The organism is Yoonia sp. (genome assembly GCF_017854565.1).
Classification (GTDB): Bacteria; Pseudomonadota; Alphaproteobacteria; order Rhodobacterales; family Rhodobacteraceae; genus Yoonia.
The window spans coordinates 1-21,396 of sequence record NZ_JAFMHJ010000045.1; the positions used below are offsets into that span (position 1 = coordinate 1).

Sequence of the window (21,396 nt, forward strand, 5' to 3'; positions counted from 1 at the left end):
CGATTGTGCCGATGTTAACGTGCGGTTTGTTACGTTCAAACTTTGCCTTAGCCATGGAACTGCGCCTTTTAATTTGCGGGGCCGAAATGGCCCAATGAAACATCGCGGGCGATGTATTTGGAATTGGCGGGGAAATCAAGTGGATAACCGGCGTTGCGCCACCGCATTTTGGGGTGCTGCCTCCGGCGGGGATATTTTTGCTCGGAAGAAAGGCTGAGAGCAGGTCGCAATGCGGCGGGAAAGTCAATTTATCCGGTGCATTTGCGATTAGTTTGAAACTGGATAGCTTTGATGGTGTCCGGGGCGGATGACCCTGATCGCCCCGGATGGCCCCTCTTTTGCTGCTTGGGCAGGCCGGAACGACCTGCCCAAGCAGTGCCTAACCCACAGGTGCGTTGTCCGCCCGCTTGACAGCGATGATCGTAGAGCGCGGCAGCATGCCCGCGCCATCGGGGAACGGCGCGTCGGGGTGCTGGATGCCTACAAACATCGTGCGTCGGTCGGCAGACCACGTCAGGCCTGTGACCTCTGATCCGGCGGGGCCGGTCAGGAAACGTTCGATCTGCCCTGTGGCGGGGTCGCCGGCCAGCATCTGGTTGTTGCCCATCCCGGCAAATCCGTCTGCATTGCTATCATCGCCATCGGTTTGGATCCAAAGCAGGCCGGTGCTGTCGAACATCATTCCATCGGGCGAGTTGAACAGGTTGCCTGCGTTGATATTATCCGACCCGGCATACGCGTCGCTGTGTACGGTCGGGTTTCCGGCCATGACATACAGGTCCCACGTAAAGTCGGCTGATGCATGATCATCGCCTGCAGGATACCAGCGCACGATCTGGCCATAGTCGTTTTCGGCCCTTGGGTTCGGCCCACCGACAGGGGTCCAATCGCCACCCGCGTTGGTGCGCACGCCACGCCGTGAATTGTTGGTCAGCGCGCAATAACCTTCGACAGAGACCGGATTGACCGCGACCCATTCAGGGCGGTCCATGGTCGTCGCACCGACCCGGGACGCCGCCATGCGGGTGAAAATCGCGATTTCGGCAGCCGACATGCCGGTCGCTTCTGGTGTCAGTGCGATCCACGCACCCGTCATGTCATCGTTGAATTTGGCGACAAAAAGCTGGCCATCGTCAAGGAGCGCAGAAGTTGGCCCGCCGGGTGTGTAGACCCCGTTGGAGAGGAATTTATACATGAACTCTCCACGTTCATCATCGCCCATATACACGACGACACGGCCATCAGGTGCGATGACGGCAGCGGCGTTTTCGTGCTTGAAGCGGCCAAGGGCGCTGTGCTTGATCGGGGTTGCGGTCGGGGCGGCTGGGTCGACTTCGACAATATACCCAAATCGGCGTGGTTCATTGGGGTTTTGGCTGACGTCGAAGCGTCCATCATATTTTTCATAGGCATAGCGGCTTTCCATGCCGATGCCGTAGCGCGCATAGTCGTCTGGCAACGTGAATGTCGGATCGGTCGCGCCAAAGTAGCCGTTAAAGTTTTCTTCGCAGGTCAGATATGTGCCCCAAGGCGTTTTACCCGCGCCGCAGTTGTTCAAGGTGCCCAATGCCACGCGGCCTTCGGGGTCTGCTGCGGTTTGCAGCAACGCATGACCGGCGGCGGGGCCTGCGATTGTCATCGGTGTGTTATGCGTGATGCGGCGGTTCAGGTCGCTATCAACAACGATATCCCAGCCGTTCGGGCCTTCGGCGACTTCCATGACGGTAACACCCTGCATGTTCTGCAACGTCAGTACGGCGGCGGCGCTGGTCACATCGCCACCGGTATGCGGCAGGTTCACGCTTGGGTTCACATATTCATGGTTCACGGCGATCACTTGGCGGCCATCGACGACAAAGGCCTCCATCCCGTCGGTATTTTCGCCAAACACCCGGCTGGAGCTGGCGACATCAATACCGGTTTGCTGGCTGAGTTCGCCAGCGTCGGAAAATAATGGCTGCCCCCATTTGGCGACCGGCTGCCAGATATAGCCTTCGGGCACATTTATCGTGCTGTCAGTGGCGATTGCAATTGGGGTGAAACCAAAGCGGCCGACCGTCTGTGCCTCGGCTGAGGTGCCGGACAGCATCGTGCCTGCGCCCATGGCCGCCGCACCCGAGCCAAATGCCACGACTCCGCCCAGAAACCCCCGGCGCGTAATCGCCGCGTCCACGACCGCATCAAAGTCAGTTTTTTCGGCGGCTGGGCGCTGCAGTTCGTCCCAGGCGTCCCAAGACAGATCTTTGGTTTCAGTATCTTTCATCGCGCGCGCTCCTTGCTGCGTTAACAATCAACCACGTCCTAGGGTTGATTAATTACAGCTTTGTGACACGCAGTATGATTGTCCAAAGGTTTTTAATTGATGCCGTTTTCACGCTGAAGTTCGCGGACGTAGGTGACAATAAGCGCGACATCGCCGCGCGTCAGCCCAGCCACTGGCGCCATGTCCCCGAACGGCCAATGATGCGCGCGCGCACCCAATGCTGCGGCGCGCTGAAATGCCTCGTCGCCATGATGGGAGGGTTCGTAAATCTTGTGGACAAGGGGTGGAGCAACACCTTGCCGACCCGCCGCATTGGCACCGTGGCAGGCCGCGCAATTTGCATCAAAGGCGCGTTGACCAATAGTGGCATTATCCGAAAACGCCGCAGGAAGTGCGACGGGAACCAAGGGCGCGCCCGTTTCAGCTGCGGGTGCGCGTACGGGGCTTTGAGGTACCTGCGACGGCACAAATCCATAGATAGCAGCGCCAAGCGCCACCGCAGCAATCGCCCCAATCGTCAGTTTTTGCATTCGCTGTGTTCCTTCATTAGCCGCGTGATTGGGACACGCGTACTGCTTCCCGCTGGTGGAGCGGTCAAGACAAGATTGCGTGCGCGCCTAGTTAAAATGATTGTCGCGGGGGAACCCACGCGGGGCCATGCGGCCCGCGCTGGCGCGTTTACCGGCCCATTCTGCTAAATCGGTTTCGGTCCGGGTGCGTCCGGCAGGATCAAGCCAGCTAAGCCCGTCAGCCAGCGTGAACGTGGTCGCATCCGACATGCCACCGTCTTTGTATTTCTGCAGCCGCACGCCTTTGCCACGTCCCATTTCAGGCAGCTCGTCCAGACCAAAGACCAGAACCTTGCGGTTTTCACCGACAACGGCGACATGATCACCGTGCACACGCTTGCAGACAAGCGCGGTGCTGGCACCGACGTTCAGCACCTGCTTGCCCGCGCGGGTCTGGGCGAGGACTTCTTCCTCGGGCACAATGAAGCCGTTGCCTTCGGCAGAGGCGACCAGCAGTTTCGCACCGGGTTTGTGGATCAGGATGTCGATAATCTCTGCCTCATTGGGCAGGTCGATCATCAGGCGCAGGGGTTCGCCCATGCCGCGCCCGCCGGGCAGATTGGCAGCGGATATGGTATAAAAGCGCCCGTTGGCCCCAAAGACCAGCAGTCGGTCGGTTGTTTCTGCGTGAAAGATAAAGCGCGGGGCGTCGCCGTCTTTGAATTTCAACTCGCGGGTCAGGTCAATATGGCCGGTCATCGCCCTGATCCAGCCCATTTGTGAACAGACGACGGTGATCGGTTCACGGTCGATCATCGCTTCAAGCGGGACTTCGACGATTTCGGCGGCTTCGGCGAATTGGGTGCGCCGCGCACCACCCACGCTGTCGCGGCCAAAAATCTTGCGGGTTTCGCGCAACTGTTCAACGATTTTGGCCCATTGCAGGTCGTCACCGTCCAGCAGGTCTTCGATGCCGGCGCGTTCGGCCATCAGCGCATCGCGTTCTGCGATCAGTTCCAGTTCTTCCAAACGCCGCAAACTGCGCAGGCGCATGTTCAGGATCGCTTCGGCCTGAGTTTCAGAAAGCGCAACCTCGGGGTCGGCGCCGGGCATGATTGGCGAACTATAGTCTTTGTCTGACGTGGCGCGGATGTGATCCCTGGACCAGTCTTCGATCATCAGCGCCCGCTTTGGGTCGTCATCATAGCGGATAATGTCGATCACCCGGTCAAGATGCAGAAAGGCGATGATGAACCCTTCGAGAACTTCAAGCCGGTGGTCAATCTTGGCAAGCCGATAGTGGCTGCGCCGGACCAGAACGTCGCGGCGGTGGTTCAGGAACGCCCACAACACTTCTTTGAGCGAACAGACCTTGGGCGTCAGCCCGTCGATCAGCACATTCATGTTCAGGCTAAAGCGGGTTTCAAGATCAGAGTTGCGGAACAGCATGCCCATCAGCATTTCGGGATCGACGGTTTTCGACCGGGGTTCCAACACCATGCGGACGTCTTCGGCAGATTCGTCGCGCACGTCGGCCAGCAGCGGGACCTTTTTCAGTTGGATCACTTCCGCCAGCTTTTCGATCAGCTTGGATTTCTGCACCTGATAGGGGATTTCGGTGACGACGATCTGCCATGTGCCACGCCCCAGATCTTCGACTTCCCACTTCGCGCGCAGACGGAACGATCCGCGACCGGTGCGGTAGGCCTCTGCGATATTTTCGCGCGGTTCGACAATGGTGCCGCCGGTGGGAAAATCAGGGCCTGGAATGTAGTTCAGCAGCGTTTCGTCGCGCGCATCAGGTGATTTGATCAGATGCAGGCAGGCGTCGATCAATTCGTGCAGGTTGTGGGGTGGGATATTGGTGGCCATACCAACCGCGATCCCGGTTGACCCATTGGCCAGCAGGTTGGGGAATGTCGCAGGCAGCACGGTCGGTTCGGTCAGGCGGCCATCGTAATTGTCGCGGAAATCGACGGCGTCTTCGGTAAGACCTTCCAGCAATGCCTCTGCGGCGGCGGTCATCCGCGCTTCGGTATAGCGCGATGCGGCGGGGTTATCGCCGTCAATGTTGCCAAAGTTACCCTGCCCATCGACAAGGGGATAGCGCACGTTGAAATCTTGGGCGAGACGCGCCATCGCATCATAGATCGCGGCGTCGCCATGGGGATGGAAGTCGCCCATCGTGTCGCCGCTGATCTTGGCCGACTTCAGAAAGCCGCCGGTCGGGGACAATCGCAGCCTGCTCATCGCATAAAGAATGCGGCGGTGCACAGGTTTCAGACCATCGCGCGCATCGGGCAGCGCACGGTGCATGATCGTGGACAGCGCATAGGTCAAATACCTGTCGCCAATCGCCTGACGCAGCGGTTCTGTTACTTCGTTCGGACCGGTTTCCGGTTCACTGCTCTGATCACTCATAGTGGGTGGTTTAGCGAGGCAGTGAATGGCCGTAAAGACGACACGCAGCGTGAAGGCGTATAAAAACACTAAGCATCGTTCCGCCGGATCATTGTCAGACCGCTTGCCAGATGTCTCGGCACACGGCAAAGAGTTGCAATGACACAGAAATCAATTCTGATCACCGGCTGTTCATCGGGTATTGGCCTTGATGCGGCCAGTGGATTGCGCGCCGCCGGATGGCGCGTTTTTGCAAGCTGCCGCAAGCCAGACGATTGCACATGGCTACGATCGGAAGGCTTTGAAAGCCCACAGATCGACTATGCCGACCCGGACAGCATCGTGAACGGCCTCGCCGAGACGTTAGAGGCGACCGGCGGCACGCTCGATGCGCTTTATAACAATGGCGCCTATGCCTGCCCCGGCGCGGTTGAGGATTTGCCGGTTGAAGCCCTGCGCCAGATTTTCGAAACCAACGTCTTTGGCTATCACGAACTGACCCGCCTTGTGATCCCGATCATGCGTGCACAGGGACATGGGCGGATCATCAACTGTTCGTCGGTTCTTGGGTTGGTTGGGTTGAAATGGCGTGGCGCATATGTGGCGACCAAGTTTGCATTGGAAGGCCTGACCGATGTGCTGCGCATTGAAATGACTGGGACACCGATCAAGGTGATCCTGATTGAACCCGGCCCCGTGACGTCGAAAATCCGCGAAAATGCCATACCGCATTTTGAGAAATGGATTGATTGGGAAAATTCGGCGCGTGCGAATGACTACAAGGACGTTTTGTCGCGCCTGTATTCCGACAGCGGGCCGGACAAGTTTGAACTGCCCGCCAGTGCGGTGACCAAAAAACTGCTGCATGCGCTGACATCGGCCCGCCCCAAAGCCCGATACTACGTCACGACACCGACTTATCTGATGGGTTTTTTGCGGCGCGTTTTACCCACCCGCCTGCTGGATATGGTGATTTTGCGCGGCTGAGGGTTTCTTTCGCTGCTGGGCCTGCTACATCGCGCAAGACACGATTAAAGGAACAAAACCATGGCTGATGACCCATTTTTCTGGCTGGTAGCTGTTGCTGTACTGATTGTGCTGGGAATCCTTCTGTTTGGGATTGGCACATTTGGCAAAGGCGGCGATTTCAACCGCAAACACGCCAATAAAATTATGCGATGGCGCATCGGGGCGCAGTTTGTCGCCGTTATGCTGATCCTGCTTTTTGTTTATCTGCGTCGGCAAGGGGGCTAGACCATGGTTGTTCTGAACAAAATTTATACAAAAACTGGCGACCACGGGGAAACCGCGCTGGGCAATGGCAGCCGCGTGGCGAAACATTCCGTCCGGGTCACGTCCTACGGCACGGTGGATGAAACGAACGCGACCGTCGGTTTGGCGCGCCTGCATGCCGATGGCGACATGGATACCCAATTGGCGATGATCCAGAATGACCTGTTCGATTTGGGCGCCGACCTGTGCCGCCCGGACATGGAAAAGGACGGCGACGCGGAATACGCCGTTTTGCGCATGAGCGATGGTCAGGTGGCACGGCTTGAGACCCAGATTGATGCAATGACCCAAAAAGTTGCGCCCCTGCGCAGTTTTGTCCTGCCCGGTGGGTCCGCTTTGGCTGCTCATTTGCATCTGTGCCGCACGGTTTCGCGGCGTGCAGAGCGGTTGACGGTCGAACTGGCCACGATGGAATCGGTGAACCCTGCAGCGGTCAAATACCTGAACCGGCTATCGGATTGGTTTTTTCAGGCGTCCCGTATTGCCAATAATGACGGCAAGAATGACGTGCTTTGGGTGCCCGGCGCGAACCGCTAGTGCCGGCTGGGTTTATCGGTCCAACCTGACGTTTACGTCAAGGACGTGGCGTCGCTCACCCGCCTCGCGTCGATTTTGTACTGTTTTCGGCGCGGCGCACAGGCTAACAAAGTCACGAGATTACTACATTCAATTGCTTTTGGAGAGAACCGCAGATGAAGGTCATCGTACCCGTCAAGCGCGTGATCGACTACAACGTGAAGGTCCGCGTCAAAGCGGATGGCTCCGGTGTCGATCTTGCCAACGTCAAAATGTCCATGAACCCATTCGACGAAATAGCGATCGAAGAGTCCATTCGCATGCGTGAAGCAGGCAAGGTCACCGAGGTTATCGCCGTTTCAATCGGCGTAAAGCAGGCGCAGGAGACATTGCGGACAGCGTTGGCCATGGGCGCGGATCGGGCGATTCTTGTCGTTGCGACCGACGATGTGCATACCGACATCGAACCACTGGCAGTGGCCAAGATTTTGGCTGCGATCGTGAAAGAAGAAGAGCCGGGACTGGTTCTGTGTGGCAAGCAGGCGATTGACAACGATATGAACGCAACCGGCCAGATGCTGGCTGCGCTGCTGGGCTGGAGCCAAGCGACGTTTGCATCCGAAGTGAGCATTGACGCAGACCACGCCACTGTCACCCGCGAAGTTGATGGCGGCATGCAGACGATCAAGGTCAAGATGCCCACGATCATCACCGTGGATTTGCGCCTGAACGATCCACGTTACGCGTCGCTGCCCAACATCATGAAGGCCAAGAAAAAGCCATTGGATGAAAGGACACCGGCAGATTACGGGGTTGATATCACACCGCGCCTGACCATCGTCAGCACAACCGAACCTGAGACCCGCAAGGCCGGGATCATTGTCGGCTCGGTTGATGAGCTTGTCGAGAAACTCAAAGAAGCGGGGGCAATATAATGGCTGTTCTTCTGATTGGCGAAGTCACCGACGGCGCACTGGCCGTGGATGCAACCGCAAAGGCGGTAGCGGCAGTAAAGGCGCTGGGCGATGTAACCGTGCTGTGTGCTGGCGCATCCGCGACGGCGGCAGCGGCTGAGGCCGCAAAGATTGATGGCGTTTCAAAGGTACTATGCGCCGAGGATGCGGCACTGGGTCACCGTTTGGCCGAACCCACGGCGGATCTGATTGTGTCGCTGGCCGGCGATTATACCCACATCGTCGCCCCCGGCACGACCGACGCCAAGAACGTGATGCCCCGCGTCGCCGCCCTGCTGGACGCGATGATCATTTCGGAAGTGACCGGCGTCCTGGACGCAGACACGTTTGAACGGCCAATCTATGCCGGGAACGCTATCCAGAAAGTCAAATCAACGGATGCCAAGAAGGTCATGACGATCCGCACCGCCGGTTTCGAAGCCGCAGGCATGGGTGGGTCGGCCACTGTCGAAAGCATCGGCGCGGCTGGCGATCCCGGCCTGTCGGAGTGGGTCGAAGACAAGGTTGCCGCCTCTGATCGGCCAGAGTTGACATCCGCCGGGGTCGTTGTGTCCGGTGGACGGGGCGTGGGGTCCGAAGCGGACTTTGCCCTGATCGAACAGCTGGCGGACAAGCTGAACGCGGCTGTCGGTGCATCGCGCGCTGCGGTGGACAGCGGCTATGCGCCGAACGATTGGCAAGTTGGCCAGACCGGCAAAGTCGTTGCGCCCGATCTTTACGTGGCCGTGGGCATTTCCGGCGCTATTCAGCATTTGGCCGGCATGAAGGACAGCAAGATCATCGTTGCGATCAACAAGGACGAAGAGGCGCCGATTTTTCAGGTGGCCGATTTCGGGCTGGTCGCCGATCTTTTCGTGGCTGTGCCAGAACTGACCGCCAAGTTGTAACCGATAACCAAGACCAAGCCAAAGGCCCGCCCAAAGACAGGCGGGCCTTTTTTATACCGAATATAGATGTTCACGAAGCGACGGGATAAGAGATGCCCCCGCCTCTGCATGGCAGGCGACGCCAAGCATTTCAGACGCGGCAGCGGCCTGATTTTCGGGAAAATACATCCCCTCGATACCTTGCGCCAAAGCCTGTTCTGACGGGTTGACGATCACGATATCTTTCACAAGCGGGCGCAACTCGTCGATCATGGTTTGGGTCACGAACAGTGGATCAACCTGCAACTGACCAGCCCGCTCTGCCCAGTCTGCATCGCTGATCTCGTCTTCTGAAAACCACAAAAGAATACACTGCGAGCCAATCTGATGCAGCATATTGCGCATGCGCGCCGTCCACGCCTGCCGCAATTCGGTGACAACAATGTCAAACCGATCCGGCGATTTGGCGCAGAGTGCGCCAAGCATGTGGCGCGTGAACGAAAATTCCGAAAAATCCACGTCATCGTAGATAGCCTGCAGCACTGTCGAGGCCTGAACAAAACGATCGTTTCGGCGCGGATGCACAGAATAGAAGCGATTCGACAGGTAGTTCGCGCCCATGACCTGCACGACAGTCATGTCCGCCCCATTGCAGACATCCATCACCGTAGGGTCATTGACAAAGGCATCAATGCCGCCGTTCACGCAGCCAAGGTTGATGCAGGTCTGCCGCATTGCCTTTTCGACGATCGCCGGAAACGGCTTTTCAATAAACTTTCCATATGTTTCGGTTCCGCCAACAAAGGCCATATAGGGCCGATCAAGGCGGCGCCTTGGCCCACGAAACAGCATCCGTGAACTGCCATAGCGACACGGCGAATATGAAAGTTCACCAAACTCGATTGTTTCTTGCTTCATTTTTCCACCAGTCGAATTATTTCACCCGATCGACAGATTCGACGAAATGACTTGCGAATTCGCTAATCGGCGAATTTGATATGTTTTTTCACTGTTACTGCGGCTTGCTGCGCCCCCCCACCCGGGCCTATGGTGCAGCCAAACCAGTCAGGGGAAGATCATGGCAATCGAAAGTGTAGGCATCGTGGGTGCGGGGCAGATGGGCAACGGGATTGCGCATGTGTTTGCGCTGGCCGGATATGAGGTGCTGATGACCGACGTCAACGCCGATGCCCTGCAGGCAGCTATCGCATTGATCGACCGCAACCTTGAACGCCAAGTGGCAAAGGATCTGATCACGGCGGCCGTGAAGGCCGACGCGATGGCCCGGATCGGCACGACGGTCACGCTGACCGACCTTGGCCAAAGCGATTTGATCATTGAGGCCGCGACCGAACGGGAAACGATCAAGACGGCAATCTTCGAAGATCTGGTCCCACATTTGAAGCCAGATACGATTTTGACTTCAAACACCTCGTCAATCTCGATCACGCGGCTGGCGTCACGCACTGACCGGCCTGAAAAATTCATGGGTTTTCATTTCATGAACCCGGTTCCGATCATGCAATTGGTGGAACTGATCCGGGGCATTGCAACCGATGCAGAGACGTTCAAATCCTGCCAGGAGGTCGTCGCGAGACTGGGCAAGACCAGCACAGCATCAGAGGATTTTCCAGCCTTCATCGTGAACCGCATTTTGATGCCGATGATCAACGAGGCGATCTATACCCTGTACGAGGGTGTCGGCTCGGTTCAGTCGATCGACACGTCGTTGAAACTGGGCGCCAACCATCCGATGGGGCCGCTGGAGCTGGCCGATTTTATCGGTCTCGATACCTGTCTGGCCATTATGAATGTGCTGCACGACGGATTGGCGGATACCAAGTACCGACCGTGCCCGTTGCTGACGAAATACGTTGAGGCCGGGTGGCTGGGCCGCAAGTCAAAGCGCGGATTTTATGACTATCGCGGGGAAACACCGGTGCCGACGCGATAGGGCCTATTTGCTTTTCAGGCCCAATGTCAGGTCACGCAGCCAGACCATGAACGCGCGCGGATCGGAAATACGCGCCTGCACCTGCTCCAGCGGGATCGCCTCTCCGACGACAGGTTTCTGCGGCTTGTTGCAGGCGTACACAATCTCGTACAGCAGCAGGCTCTGGCGCAGGGTGGCAGAGAGCCGATTGGCGATTTGATACCAACGCGAGTTGGAGCCAGGAAAGAAGCACGGCACGACCGTCGCGCCGGATTTCCGGATCATCTTGGCGGTGAACACATTCCACTCTGCCTCCATCGCGGGACCGAACATCGTGTCCGATGACGCAACGACACCCGACGGGAACAGTGCGACCAACCCGCCATCATTGAGGTGATCCATCGCGGCATGGCGCATTTCGACCATCTTTTTTTGCGCATCGGGCTCGTGCGGAAATGGCACGGGGATCATGAATTTTGCAGCATCTTCATCAATCCCGGTCAGGAATGAGCGGGTCAGGATCCGGTAGTCGGTGCGGACGCGCCCGATCAAATCCGCCAGGATCATGCCGTCAACCATACCGTGCGGGTGGTTGGCGACCAGCACGACGGGCCCGGTGTTGGGTATATGGGCCAGTTCATGGTCGGGAGTGCGCAATTCAATGCCCATGACATCCAACGCACCGCGCCAGAACGTCTGACCATGGTATTTGTCCAGCCGCTCGAACTTGCGGATCATCCCGATAATGCGGGTTTTGCCCGTGAGCCATTCAATCGTGCGAATGATATTGCGCTTGGCAGGGCTATCGAAGGTGTTGGAATAGGTCAGGCCGCGGCGATCATAGACGCGCGGCACATCCTTGTGTGCAGGGATAATCCGGCTCGTATCGGTCAATCAACTTATCCTATCCGATTATTGCAGCCGCTAATCGCCTTCACCGAATTTATCGGCGACCAGCGCTGTAATCGCCGCAGCAAGGGCATCTGCGTCGGGACCGGTCGTTTCGACGTCGATAAAGGTTCCAACCGACGCTGCCAACATCAAAAGCCCCATGATACTGTCGCCGCTGGCGCTCTCGCCATCTTTGCGGACGATGGCTTGTCCGTCAAATCCTTCGACGACTTCCACCAGACGGGCAGAGGCCCGCGCGTGCAGCCCCTTGATATTTTCGATCTTCAGGCGGCAAGTCGTCATTCGGGTAATCCACCACTATGGCTGTTAATATATTTGTGCGCCGCTGCGATTGCCGCCTCGACGGCGTCCGGCACGCTGCGTTTGCGCGATTTGGCCAGTTTGATCAGCATGGGCAGATTGGCCCCATAAACAATGCGCCGGTTTTCAGGGCTACAGGCCCGCAATGACAGGTTTGACGGTGATCCGCCAAACATATCGGTCACGATGACAACCCCGTCCCCGGTATCGACCGCATCGGCGGCATCGCAAATTTCAGCCTGCTTGGCGGTACGGTCGTCTTCGGGACCAATCGCAATGCTGACCATGCCGGGCTGTTTGCCCACGACATGTTCCACTGCAGCCATATATTCCTGCGCCAATCCACCATGCGCAACGATCACGATACCGATCAAACCCGAGGTTCCTTGCTCACAGGCGCCTGTGCATCGCGCCGTTCCATCTCTCGGTGACGTTTAGACACATGCCACCCGTCCTTCGCAAGGGCAGATGCAAAACGTTCGGCAACTGCGACCGACCTGTGTTGCCCTCCGGTACACCCAAAGCCGATGGACAGGTGCGCCTTGCCTTCGTCCTTATGCGCAGGCAGCAGCAGATCAGCGAGCGACTTGATCCGCTCAAAGAAGGGATCAAAGCGCGGGTCGGCCGCGACATAGGCAGCAACCGCATCGTCACGACCGTCGAGTGTGCGCAGGCTTTCGTCCCAATGCGGATTGCGTAGAAAACGGCAATCCATCACGATATCCATACCCCTTGGCAGCCCGCGTTTGTAGGAAAACGAATGGATCGTGACACCCAGTTGCCGGCCATCGCCGGTGGCAAACCAGCGTTCAATCTCGGCCTTCAGATCGTGCGGGGACAGGCCTGTGGTGTTCACCAGCACATCGGCGCGCGCGCGGATCGGCACCAATAATTCGCGTTCGCGTGCAATCCCCACCAAAGGCGAGCCCGCCGGAGCCAACGGATGCATGCGGCGGGTTTCGGAATAGCGCCGAACCAGTTCTTCTTCGTCGGCATCAAGGTACAGAACCTGTGCGTGCTGATCAGGGCGTGCGGCCAGTTGGTCAATCGTTTCAATCAGGGCACTGGCGCCAAAGTCACGGTTGCGCACGTCAAGCCCAAGCGCCAAGGGGCGGCTGGGCGGCGGGCCATCTAGCAACCGTGGCAGTAAGGACAACGGCAGATTGTCGATCACCTCATAGCCCATATCCTCGAGCGTCTTGATCGCAGTAGAGCGCCCGGCGCCCGACGGTCCGGTCACCAGCACGATGGTCGGTGCGGTCTGTTCTTTGGTGTTCGTCCGGTTGTTCACTTGTTGCTCCAGCCTGCCTTGAGAATCTGCAGGATTGCCGGAACGAAATGTGGTCCGGAATTGTGGCCAATCAAGGGAATATCCAATCCCAATAACGTGACGGAACGTCGTTCCGGCAGGCGGCGGTCCTCTGTCTCGTCAAGATTGACGACAAGCACGACCTGCGCGTCATCGACACAGGCTGCATTCAGCAAACCCACGCTGCGGGCTTCGATCATTCCGCGGATGGCATCCGGGCAGTGCGCCATGACAGCATCACCACGCCGACGCAGGACCGTCCGATCATCTGCGACAAGGGCGCACCCCAGCCCCATCAACATCAGGCCCGTCGCAGATTTACCACTGCCGGAGGCCCCTTTGATCAGGGCCGCGCGCCCGTCGAACGCAACACATGTGGCATGAATGGATGTGGCGTCTGTCACCTGATCAGCCTAGACCGGCAAGCCCACGACAAAACGCGCGCCCAGCGGTTCAGACGTGACATCGGCATCGGTAGGGCGGATATTTTCGGCCCAAATCACGCCGCCGTGCGCCTCGACAATCTGTTTTGAAATGGCCAGACCAAGGCCCGAGTTATTGCCAAACTGCTTTTCCGGCCGTTCGGAATAGAAACGCTGAAATATCTTTGTCAGTGCTTCTTCGGGGATTCCGGGGCCTGTATCCTCGACCACGATCAACACCCGGTTTTGGCGTTTTCTGGTCCAGACGCGAATGGCGTCACCCTTTTCGCAGAACGAAATCGCGTTTGTGATCAGATTGACGAAAACCTGCGCAACCCGCCCTTCGAGGCCCTGCACGGACATCGGCTCGTTTGGGATATCAGAGAAGAAGTCGATTTCCTTCGACGATGCCTCTTTCGCAAGAAACTCGATAATGGTGGTCAGCATGTGGCGCAGATCAAACGGCTGTTCTTCTTCTTTGACCAGTTCACTGTCCAGCCGGGATGCGTTGGAAATATCGCTCACCAATCGGTCAAGACGTTTCACATCATGTTCGATAATTTCAAGCAGGCGCTCACGCTGGTCTTCGCGCTTGGCCACACGCATGGTGCCGACCGCCGACCGCAGCGACGCAAGCGGGTTCTTGATTTCATGGGCCACATCTGCAGCAAACTGCTCATTCCCCTCAATCCGTTCGTACAGGGCCGACACCATGCCACGCAGTGCACCGGACAAACGCCCGATCTCATCAGGGCGCCCGGTCAAATCAGGGATGCGGACCTTGACGGGCGACATCTTGCGGGCATTTCTGTCATGGCTCGCCTCGGCGGCGGTCGCAAGATCGGCAAGAGGGTTGGCAATGGTGGACGCCAGCACAAGACTAAGCCCGACACTGGCCAATATACCCACGATGAACAATCGCAGCACCTGTTCACGCTCGCGGCGCACCAGACTGTCGACTTCGCCCGCAGCAGTCGTGACCGCAATAACACCGACCGCCGTACCATTTCGCATGATGGGCGTCGTGACGATAAAGCTGGCAACTCCCCCGATGCCAGAGGCTTCCAATTGGGTGCCATTGGCAATCGCGCGCCGCACGTTTTCCTGCGACAGCGCAATGCGTTGCTGTTCCGGTGTCGGTTGATCCCCGTTGAACCAGAACACCCGCGAAATCCCGTCCCACAGCGAACCAAGGGAATCGGTGACGAACGTCCCGCCGGTTTGAAGCTCCAGCTCTGCAATCTCGGTCGGATCAAGGCTGCCCGTTGCTTTGGCCACCAATGTGGCATCCGGTGCGAACACCGACACCTCGACCCCGCCACGCAGGTTCAGACCTGCCAGTGTCGACGTCGGATTAATGCCATCTGCCGTCACCAGATTGACGGGGGCAATTTGCGGCAGCTGCGCCTCGAATACGTCGGCAATCAGCTGTGCCTCGTTGACCAGACCTTTGGCCCGCTGATAGGCCAGATTATCGCGCGACGGGTTCAGATAAAGCACGCCAGCGATCAGCAAGATCAGCGCAATCAGGTTGAACGTCACAATTTTGCGTGCAATTGGCGAACGGCGCAGCGCCAGCAAACTGCGGGTTGGCCGTACTTCTATAAACGCGCCACGCTCAAGCGTCTGCGGTGACACCCAATCATCACCAAGCACGAGATCGGGCGCGCGCGCCGCCGCACGCACGGATTGCAAATCGCGTACGTCAATTTTTGGTGCGGCAGTCATACGTTACTCTTCGTTGTAGCGGTACCCGATGCCATAAAGCGTCTCGATCGCGGAAAACTCGTTATCTGTATTGCGCATCTTTTTACGCAGGCGTTTGATGTGGCTGTCGATGGTCCGGTCATCCACATAAACTTGGTCGTCGTAAGCAACATCCATTAGCTGATCGCGGCTTTTGACAAAACCGGGACGCTGGGCCAACGCCTGCAGCAACAGAAACTCAGTGACGGTCAGGGACACATCCCCGCCCTTCCATTTCACCGCATGGCGCAATGGGTCCATGACAAGCTCACCACGGATCATGACCTTGGTCTCTTCGGTTTCTTCAATCTCTTCGCCTGCGATTGCGTCCTGACGACGCAGCAGGGCACGAATGCGCTCAACCAGCAAACGCTGCGAAAACGGCTTTTTCACATAATCGTCCGCGCCCATACGCAGGCCCAGCACCTCGTCGATCTCGTCGTCTTTGGAGGTCAGAAAGATGACCGGCATCGACGTCTTCTGGCGCAAACGCTGCAACAGGTCCATGCCATCCATCCGGGGCATTTTGATATCAAGCACCGCCATATCCGGCATCCGCTTATTGAAAGCTTCGAGAGCGGACTGCCCATCGTTGTAGGTTTCAACCTCAAACCCTTCGGCCTCAAGCGTCATCGACACCGATGTGAGGATGTTTCTATCGTCGTCAACCAATGCAATTCTGGCCATGAAGTTCTTCCCTCGATGAGGTATACTGTTTTTGTTAACGCTGCCCCGGCAGTTTTCATCTTTTTACGGGGACGAATCAATCCCTAAGTACCGCTAGGTCACAAATGCCGTGGTTTTGATCAACAAGGCCATTAAAAACCCCATAGCGGCACCGTAGTCAGGTATTTGGTTGCGCTAACACGTAATTGGTTGCGCTAACTTCGGCAAACCGGTCTATCAGCGCCCGAAAGCTTGATGTTAAAGAAGTCACATCGCAGGCCGATTTGGCCAAATTACAAGGAGCGAGCCCATGGACCATGGAACGGTCAACCCGAAGATGAAGCTGGAAGATCAGGGCATCACAGGGCTGGGTTATGTTTACTATAACCGCTCTGAAGCCGAGCTGCACGAGGCGGCCATCGCTGCAAACGAGGGCGTCACCGGCAAAGGTGGCACACTGTTGGTAACGACTGGAAAGCACACTGGACGGTCGCCCAAGGACAAATTCGTTGTACGGACACCATCCGTCGAAGACACCATCTGGTGGGAAAACAACCCGCCGATGGACCCCGCCAAGTTCGACGCCCTTTACGCCGACATGCGAGAGCACATGAAGGGCGGCACCTACAACGTGCAGGACCTGTTCGGCGGTGCCGATCCCGCGCATCGGCTTGACGTGCGCGTTGTGACCGAACTGGCGTGGCATGGGTTGTTCATCCGCCACTTGCTGCGGCGCCCCGATGCGTCCGAAGTCGAAAGCTTTGTTCCGGAATTCACGATCATTAACTGCCCAACCTTCAAGGCCGATCCCGAAAAGCATGGCTGCCGGTCCGAAACGGTCATTGCCCTGAATTTTGATGCCAAACTGATCCTGATTGGCGGCACGGGATACGCTGGCGAGAACAAAAAAGCCGTGTTCACCCTGCTGAATTACATCCTGCCCGAAAAAGGCGTGATGCCGATGCACTGTTCGGCCAACCACGCCCCCGGCAATCCGGTTGACACAGCCGTGTTCTTTGGCCTGTCCGGGACCGGCAAAACAACACTTTCAGCCGATCCATCCCGTGTGCTGATCGGCGATGACGAGCATGGCTGGTCCGATCGCGGCACCTTTAACTTTGAGGGCGGCTGCTATGCCAAGACGATCGGCCTTGACCCCCAAGCAGAGCCGGAAATATATGCCACATGTTCGATGCCGCATACGGTGATCGAAAACATGGTCTTCGATCCCGAAACACTGGAACTCGATTTTGACGATGATAGTCTGACGGCGAACACGCGCTGCGCCTATCCGCTCAACTATATCTCAAACGCGTCCGAGACGGCGCTGGGTGGGCACCCAAAGAACATTATCATGCTGACCTGCGATGCGTTCGGCGTACTGCCCCCCATCGCACGGCTGACCCCCGCGCAAGCGATGTACCACTTTCTGTCCGGCTTCACGTCAAAGGTCGCGGGAACAGAAACCGGCGTGACCGAACCAGAGCCGACGTTCAGCACCTGTTTTGGTGCGCCCTTCATGCCACGCCGGCCTGAGGTATACGGCAATCTGCTCCGTTCCAAGATCGCAAGCCACGGGGCGACCTGCTGGCTGGTAAACACCGGGTGGACGGGCGGCGCCTATGGTGCCGGGTCGCGGATGCCGATCAAGGCGACACGCGCCTTGCTGGCGGCTGCACTGGACGGGTCGTTGATCGAAAGCGCCTTCCGCAAAGACCCCAACTTTGGCTTTGAGGTTCCGATATCTGTTGATGGCGTCGACGATGGCTTGCTTGATCCGCGCAGCACATGGGCAGACACGGCGGCGTATGATGCACAGGCGGCCAAGCTGGTCGCAATGTTCAGCGATAATTTCGAAAAGTATCTGCCGTTCATTGATGCCGACGTCAAAGCCGCCGCTATCGGCTGAACCCTGATCGTAGGGTGGTTAAAACCCACCTTACGGCCGGGCATCTGTTGCGCGGCAACACGCAGTGAGGGTCAAAATCACTTGCCCTTGCTCGACTCGGCTGGTGAATGGGCTATCGTGATCCAATGACGTTGCGTTTGACCCTTATTGCCCTGCTTCTTTCTCCGGTTTTGGCTTGGAGCCAGACAGCATTGCGTCCTGACAAAGTGTCCCCGGCCATCTCGGGCCTCGAGGCAGGTATCGTTTGTGCACCCGTGACCGTCGGCAGCGCGCCTGCGCCCGATACCTTGGCCGGTGCCACACATATCATTGACGAGGAACCGCCATTCGTTTCGGTGTCACGCCGCGTGCCTGCGGTCATTGGTATTGGTTTTGGCGTGAAATCAACGGCAAGCACCAAATCTGGAATAGATGATGTCCTTGTGGTGATTACCCATCCGCCGATGGGGGCGGATCAAATCCGCACGCAAAGCTTCCTGACAGCAATCAGCGGGATTGAAAGCTCCCTGACATTCTATCAGTTCGATTCCGACTACGAACTTGTCCCCGGCCTATGGCAAATGGCGGCAACGAAAGATGGTCAGCCACTCTTTTCAGCCATGTTCGAGGTCGTCGCACCGCAGCAAGCCCCACAACTTGCCGCCGCCTGCGGATTTGAAGAGCTACTGTCGTAGACCGCAAGGTGGGTTTCAACCCACCACACCGCGCCGAATAAGATTGGCACCGGCAATGATCAGCACCAGCAACGTCACCCGCCGAAATTTCTCTTGATCAAAACGGTCACCAAGCCGAAAACCCAGCCACATGCCAAGCAGGGCCGGCACCACAAGCACTGCCGACAAGCGCCACGTCTGGGAATTCAGCACGCCAGATTGCAAGTGTCCCGCGAATAGCATCACAGAACCAAGACCGTAGATCACCCCCTGCACCGCCATTTGCCTGTCGCGCGGTGTATCAAGCGCCAAAAGATACAACACGGTTGGTGGGCCCCAAGTGCCCGCAAGCCCACCCAACGTCCCGGCGAACAGCCCCGCCAACCATTCAAACGGTCGCCGCAGACCCGGTGTGATCCGTGGCCGCCATCCGGCAAGCTGGATCGCGCAAAGCACGACAACCGGCACCCCAAGCACCACAAACATCGCATTTGCAGGGATTTGGCGAAGAAACTGCGCCGAAACCAGGATCATGACACAAACAACCGTAATGTAGCGCCAGTGTTCCACCATCGCGGCCCGCGCCTTGCCTAGGCCACCGCGGGCAATCTGAAGCCCATTGCTCATCACGACGGGCAGGATAATTCCGGCCACGACCAGCTCGGGATTTATGGCAATGCCCATGCCGGAAATCATGATCAGGGGCATCGCGAAACCGACCGCGCCTTTCACAAAGCCACCCAAGAGGGTGACGCAGCACGCGAAGACCAATAACGCAGGTGGGATGAGGACAAAAAGATCAGACATGATGCGTCATAGCCGCTCTGATCTACCTGTGCATCCGTAAATTTAGTGCGACATTTTCGTGCTTTATTGCTATATATTTGGAATTAATATTGCGCTGCAACTGCGAACATATTATCTCTGCACCCGCATAAAGAGGAATCGCAGATGCCACATGACGGACAGGATATGCCACTGACAACGGGGCCGGTATTGGCCGACCTTCTTGAATTGACGGCGGCTGCCTTGCCTGCGGTGGATGACATCGTATCGCGCGCCAAGGCCAAAATTCGCACAGCCGTGACCGAAGAAGGCCGCGTCTCTGGCCGCCTGATCGAGGAAAATCAGACCGCTGCCCACGGCTTTGCCTGGTTGGCCACATACGCCCAAGCGCTGCATCAGATGCACAACTGGGCCGTGAAGCTGCAAGCCGACGGCAAGTTCGGCGAAGTCGAACAGCTGCTGCACCAGATCGCCTTTGGTGAGTATCTTTCGCAGCTTTCCGGAGGCATCCCAATGAGCCAAGGGGAAATTATCCGCCTGCACGACATTGGCCTGACCCAGAACGACACGCATGGCCTGATCCAACCGGCCATCATCTCCCTAACCCAAGGTGGCAACACCCAAGCGGCCCGCAGCCGCCTTGTCATCTTGATGCAGGAACAATCTGCCAATATCACCGTCGGCGCCACTGGCCTTGATGATGAACTGGAAATGATCCGCGAACAATTCCGCCGTTTCAGTTTGGAAAAGGTGGAACCCCATGCGCACGGCTGGCACCTGAACGATGAGCTGATTCCGCTTGAGATCATAGACGAGATGGCCGAACTGGGCGTCTTTGGCCTGACCATCCCCGAAGAATACGGCGGCTATGGCCTTTCCAAGGCGTCTATGTGCGTGGTGTCCGAAGAATTGTCGCGCGGCTATATTGGCGTTGGGTCGCTGGGGACCCGATCAGAAATCGCAGCCGAGCTGATCCTGTGCGGCGGCACGGAAGAGCAAAAGCAGCAGTGGCTGCCCGGTATTGCCAGCGCCGAAATCCTGCCGACGGCCGTGTTCACAGAACCCAATACCGGGTCCGACCTTGGCAGCTTGCGCACCCGCGCCGTCAAAACGGGGGACGGCTGGCAGGTGACGGGCAATAAGACGTGGATCACCCATGCATCGCGCACCCATGTGATGACTTTGCTGGCCCGGACCGACCCCGACACGACCGATTATCGCGGTCTGTCGATGTTTCTGGCCGAAAAGACCCCCGGGACGGACGCCGCCCCTTTTCCAACCCCCGGCATGACCGGCGGCGAGATTGAGGTGCTGGGTTATCGCGGCATGAAGGAATACGAACTTGCCTTTGACGGCTTTGCGGTGAAGGGTGAAAACCTTTTGGGTGGCGAGACCGGCAAGGGTTTCAAACAGCTGATGCAGACCTTCGAAAGCGCGCGCATTCAAACTGCGGCCCGCGCCGTGGGTGTCGCCCAATCGGCGCTGGATGTGGGGATGCAATACGCCAAGGACCGCAAACAGTTCGGCAAAGCCTTGATCAATTTTCCCCGCGTGTCCGGCAAACTGGCGATGATGGCGGTTGAGATCATGATCGCACGGCAACTGACCTACTTCAGCGCGCAGGAAAAAGACAACGACCGGCGCTGTGACCTTGAGGCTGGCATGGCCAAACTTCTGGGCGCCCGCATCGCGTGGGCCTGCGCGGACAACGCGCTGCAAATCCATGGCGGCAACGGCTTTGCACTGGAATACAAGGTCAGCCGCATCCTGTGTGACGCGCGCATCCTGAACATCTTTGAGGGGGCTGCTGAAATTCAGGCGCAGGTGATCGCGCGGCGGCTGCTGGATTGATTTGCCAATCTGAGGCGCACGCGACCTGACACAGGATGGCGGATGGCGGATGGCGGATGGCGGATGGCGGATGGCGGATGGCGGATGG

At 57.8% G+C, this 21,396-nt stretch carries 21 protein-coding genes; 9 read left to right on the forward strand and 12 right to left on the reverse strand.

What is annotated here, in order from left to right:
* Positions 1 to 379: 379 nt before the first annotated feature.
* The 3 genes from QZ196_RS14490 to QZ196_RS14500 form a co-directional block, all read right to left on the reverse strand.
* Positions 380 to 2,263 (reverse strand): PhoX family phosphatase, encoded by a 1,884-nt coding sequence (locus tag QZ196_RS14490; RefSeq protein WP_296427647.1) that lies wholly within the window; start codon positions 2,261 to 2,263, stop codon positions 380 to 382.
* Positions 2,264 to 2,355: 92 nt separating this feature from the next.
* The gene (locus QZ196_RS14495) at positions 2,356 to 2,793 is read right to left on the reverse strand and encodes a cytochrome c (protein WP_296427649.1); all 438 of its coding nucleotides are present in this window, start codon (positions 2,791 to 2,793) and stop codon (positions 2,356 to 2,358) included.
* An 87-nt stretch (positions 2,794 to 2,880) separates the two neighbouring features.
* A complete protein-coding gene (locus QZ196_RS14500; RefSeq protein WP_296427653.1) occupies positions 2,881 to 5,193 on the reverse strand; it encodes a DNA topoisomerase IV subunit A in 2,313 nt (770 codons plus the stop codon).
* Positions 5,194 to 5,331: 138 nt separating this feature from the next.
* Here QZ196_RS14500 and QZ196_RS14505 point away from each other — a divergent pair, with 138 nt between their 5' ends.
* The 5 genes from QZ196_RS14505 to QZ196_RS14525 all read left to right on the forward strand — a co-directional run bounded on the left by QZ196_RS14505 (position 5,332) and on the right by QZ196_RS14525 (position 8,842).
* Entirely contained in the window at positions 5,332 to 6,159 is an 828-nt protein-coding gene (locus QZ196_RS14505; RefSeq protein ID WP_296427655.1) for an SDR family NAD(P)-dependent oxidoreductase, read from the forward strand.
* Positions 6,160 to 6,219: 60 nt separating this feature from the next.
* A complete protein-coding gene (locus QZ196_RS14510) occupies positions 6,220 to 6,426 on the forward strand; it encodes a twin transmembrane helix small protein (RefSeq protein ID WP_296427658.1) in 207 nt (68 codons plus the stop codon).
* Positions 6,427 to 6,429: 3 nt separating this feature from the next.
* The gene (locus QZ196_RS14515; protein ID WP_296427661.1) at positions 6,430 to 7,002 is read left to right on the forward strand and encodes a cob(I)yrinic acid a,c-diamide adenosyltransferase; all 573 of its coding nucleotides are present in this window, start codon (positions 6,430 to 6,432) and stop codon (positions 7,000 to 7,002) included.
* Positions 7,003 to 7,157: 155 nt separating this feature from the next.
* Positions 7,158 to 7,916: an electron transfer flavoprotein subunit beta/FixA family protein gene (locus QZ196_RS14520; protein ID WP_296427663.1), complete on the forward strand. Its 759-nt coding sequence runs from the start codon at positions 7,158 to 7,160 to the stop codon at positions 7,914 to 7,916.
* A complete protein-coding gene (locus QZ196_RS14525; protein WP_296427665.1) occupies positions 7,916 to 8,842 on the forward strand; it encodes an FAD-binding protein in 927 nt (308 codons plus the stop codon). Before QZ196_RS14520 ends, QZ196_RS14525 begins: the two co-directional genes overlap by 1 nt.
* 51 nt (positions 8,843 to 8,893) lie before the next feature.
* Here the strand turns inward: QZ196_RS14525 and QZ196_RS14530 are convergent, their stop codons facing one another.
* Positions 8,894 to 9,739, reverse strand: a complete 846-nt coding sequence (locus tag QZ196_RS14530) for a DUF6473 family protein (protein WP_296427667.1) — start codon at positions 9,737 to 9,739, stop codon at positions 8,894 to 8,896.
* A gap of 160 nt (positions 9,740 to 9,899) precedes the next feature.
* Here QZ196_RS14530 and QZ196_RS14535 point away from each other — a divergent pair, with 160 nt between their 5' ends.
* Complete coding sequence (locus QZ196_RS14535) at positions 9,900 to 10,775, forward strand: 3-hydroxybutyryl-CoA dehydrogenase (protein ID WP_296427669.1); 876 nt, start codon at positions 9,900 to 9,902, stop codon at positions 10,773 to 10,775.
* Positions 10,776 to 10,778: 3 nt separating this feature from the next.
* Here QZ196_RS14535 and QZ196_RS14540 read toward each other — a convergent pair whose 3' ends face one another.
* Genes QZ196_RS14540 through QZ196_RS14570 form a run of 7 tightly spaced genes read right to left on the reverse strand, consistent with a single transcriptional unit; the run spans position 10,779 to position 16,130 of the window.
* Positions 10,779 to 11,648 carry a lysophospholipid acyltransferase family protein gene (locus QZ196_RS14540; protein ID WP_296427673.1) on the reverse strand — a complete coding sequence of 290 codons (870 nt, stop codon included), beginning with the start codon at positions 11,646 to 11,648 and terminating at the stop codon, positions 10,779 to 10,781.
* Positions 11,649 to 11,678: 30 nt separating this feature from the next.
* On the reverse strand, positions 11,679 to 11,948 hold the full coding sequence (locus QZ196_RS14545) for an HPr family phosphocarrier protein (protein WP_296427676.1): 270 nt from the start codon (positions 11,946 to 11,948) through the stop codon (positions 11,679 to 11,681).
* Positions 11,945 to 12,340, reverse strand: coding sequence for a PTS fructose transporter subunit IIA (locus tag QZ196_RS14550; RefSeq protein ID WP_296427678.1), 396 nt, complete (start codon positions 12,338 to 12,340; stop codon positions 11,945 to 11,947). The genes QZ196_RS14545 and QZ196_RS14550 overlap by 4 nt, the downstream gene beginning before the upstream one ends.
* Positions 12,337 to 13,257 (reverse strand): RNase adapter RapZ, encoded by a 921-nt coding sequence (gene rapZ / locus QZ196_RS14555; RefSeq protein WP_296427682.1) that lies wholly within the window; start codon positions 13,255 to 13,257, stop codon positions 12,337 to 12,339. The genes QZ196_RS14550 and rapZ overlap by 4 nt, the downstream gene beginning before the upstream one ends.
* Positions 13,254 to 13,679 carry an HPr kinase/phosphatase C-terminal domain-containing protein gene (locus tag QZ196_RS14560; RefSeq protein WP_296427684.1) on the reverse strand — a complete coding sequence of 142 codons (426 nt, stop codon included), beginning with the start codon at positions 13,677 to 13,679 and terminating at the stop codon, positions 13,254 to 13,256. The genes rapZ and QZ196_RS14560 overlap by 4 nt, the downstream gene beginning before the upstream one ends.
* 9 nt (positions 13,680 to 13,688) lie before the next feature.
* Positions 13,689 to 15,425 carry a sensor histidine kinase gene (locus tag QZ196_RS14565; RefSeq protein WP_296427685.1) on the reverse strand — a complete coding sequence of 579 codons (1,737 nt, stop codon included), beginning with the start codon at positions 15,423 to 15,425 and terminating at the stop codon, positions 13,689 to 13,691.
* 3 nt (positions 15,426 to 15,428) lie between these two features.
* Positions 15,429 to 16,130 carry a response regulator transcription factor gene (locus QZ196_RS14570; protein ID WP_296427687.1) on the reverse strand — a complete coding sequence of 234 codons (702 nt, stop codon included), beginning with the start codon at positions 16,128 to 16,130 and terminating at the stop codon, positions 15,429 to 15,431.
* Positions 16,131 to 16,419: 289 nt separating this feature from the next.
* On the opposite strand from QZ196_RS14570, the gene QZ196_RS14575 reads away from it, so the two are divergent.
* Complete coding sequence (locus QZ196_RS14575; RefSeq protein WP_296427689.1) at positions 16,420 to 18,018, forward strand: phosphoenolpyruvate carboxykinase; 1,599 nt, start codon at positions 16,420 to 16,422, stop codon at positions 18,016 to 18,018.
* Between the two features lie 107 nt (positions 18,019 to 18,125).
* Positions 18,126 to 18,692 carry a DUF3859 domain-containing protein gene (locus QZ196_RS14580; RefSeq protein ID WP_296427691.1) on the forward strand — a complete coding sequence of 189 codons (567 nt, stop codon included), beginning with the start codon at positions 18,126 to 18,128 and terminating at the stop codon, positions 18,690 to 18,692.
* Positions 18,693 to 18,707: 15 nt separating this feature from the next.
* On the opposite strand, the gene QZ196_RS14585 is transcribed toward QZ196_RS14580, so the two are convergent.
* On the reverse strand, positions 18,708 to 19,478 hold the full coding sequence (locus QZ196_RS14585; RefSeq protein ID WP_296427693.1) for a sulfite exporter TauE/SafE family protein: 771 nt from the start codon (positions 19,476 to 19,478) through the stop codon (positions 18,708 to 18,710).
* A 144-nt stretch (positions 19,479 to 19,622) separates the two neighbouring features.
* Between QZ196_RS14585 and QZ196_RS14590 the strand changes: the two genes are divergently transcribed.
* Complete coding sequence (locus QZ196_RS14590) at positions 19,623 to 21,308, forward strand: acyl-CoA dehydrogenase family protein (RefSeq protein WP_296427695.1); 1,686 nt, start codon at positions 19,623 to 19,625, stop codon at positions 21,306 to 21,308.
* Positions 21,309 to 21,396: the final 88 nt, after the last annotated feature.

Excerpts from the sequence above, each read along its gene's own strand:
- QZ196_RS14490 (WP_296427647.1), bottom strand. The coding sequence starts at position 2,263 with ATGAAAGATACTGAAACCAAAGATCTGTCTTGGGACGCCTGGGACGAA.
- QZ196_RS14495 (WP_296427649.1), bottom strand. The coding sequence starts at position 2,793 with ATGCAAAAACTGACGATTGGGGCGATTGCTGCGGTGGCGCTTGGCGCT.
- QZ196_RS14500 (WP_296427653.1), bottom strand. The coding sequence starts at position 5,193 with ATGAGTGATCAGAGCAGTGAACCGGAAACCGGTCCGAACGAAGTAACA.
- QZ196_RS14505 (WP_296427655.1), top strand. The coding sequence starts at position 5,332 with ATGACACAGAAATCAATTCTGATCACCGGCTGTTCATCGGGTATTGGC.
- QZ196_RS14510 (WP_296427658.1), top strand. The coding sequence starts at position 6,220 with ATGGCTGATGACCCATTTTTCTGGCTGGTAGCTGTTGCTGTACTGATT.
- QZ196_RS14515 (WP_296427661.1), top strand. The coding sequence starts at position 6,430 with ATGGTTGTTCTGAACAAAATTTATACAAAAACTGGCGACCACGGGGAA.
- QZ196_RS14520 (WP_296427663.1), top strand. The coding sequence starts at position 7,158 with ATGAAGGTCATCGTACCCGTCAAGCGCGTGATCGACTACAACGTGAAG.
- QZ196_RS14525 (WP_296427665.1), top strand. The coding sequence starts at position 7,916 with ATGGCTGTTCTTCTGATTGGCGAAGTCACCGACGGCGCACTGGCCGTG.
- QZ196_RS14530 (WP_296427667.1), bottom strand. The coding sequence starts at position 9,739 with ATGAAGCAAGAAACAATCGAGTTTGGTGAACTTTCATATTCGCCGTGT.
- QZ196_RS14535 (WP_296427669.1), top strand. The coding sequence starts at position 9,900 with ATGGCAATCGAAAGTGTAGGCATCGTGGGTGCGGGGCAGATGGGCAAC.
- QZ196_RS14545 (WP_296427676.1), bottom strand. The coding sequence starts at position 11,948 with ATGACGACTTGCCGCCTGAAGATCGAAAATATCAAGGGGCTGCACGCG.
- QZ196_RS14565 (WP_296427685.1), bottom strand. The coding sequence starts at position 15,425 with ATGACTGCCGCACCAAAAATTGACGTACGCGATTTGCAATCCGTGCGT.
- QZ196_RS14570 (WP_296427687.1), bottom strand. The coding sequence starts at position 16,130 with ATGGCCAGAATTGCATTGGTTGACGACGATAGAAACATCCTCACATCG.
- QZ196_RS14575 (WP_296427689.1), top strand. The coding sequence starts at position 16,420 with ATGGACCATGGAACGGTCAACCCGAAGATGAAGCTGGAAGATCAGGGC.
- QZ196_RS14580 (WP_296427691.1), top strand. The coding sequence starts at position 18,126 with ATGGGCTATCGTGATCCAATGACGTTGCGTTTGACCCTTATTGCCCTG.
- QZ196_RS14585 (WP_296427693.1), bottom strand. The coding sequence starts at position 19,478 with ATGTCTGATCTTTTTGTCCTCATCCCACCTGCGTTATTGGTCTTCGCG.
- QZ196_RS14590 (WP_296427695.1), top strand. The coding sequence starts at position 19,623 with ATGCCACATGACGGACAGGATATGCCACTGACAACGGGGCCGGTATTG.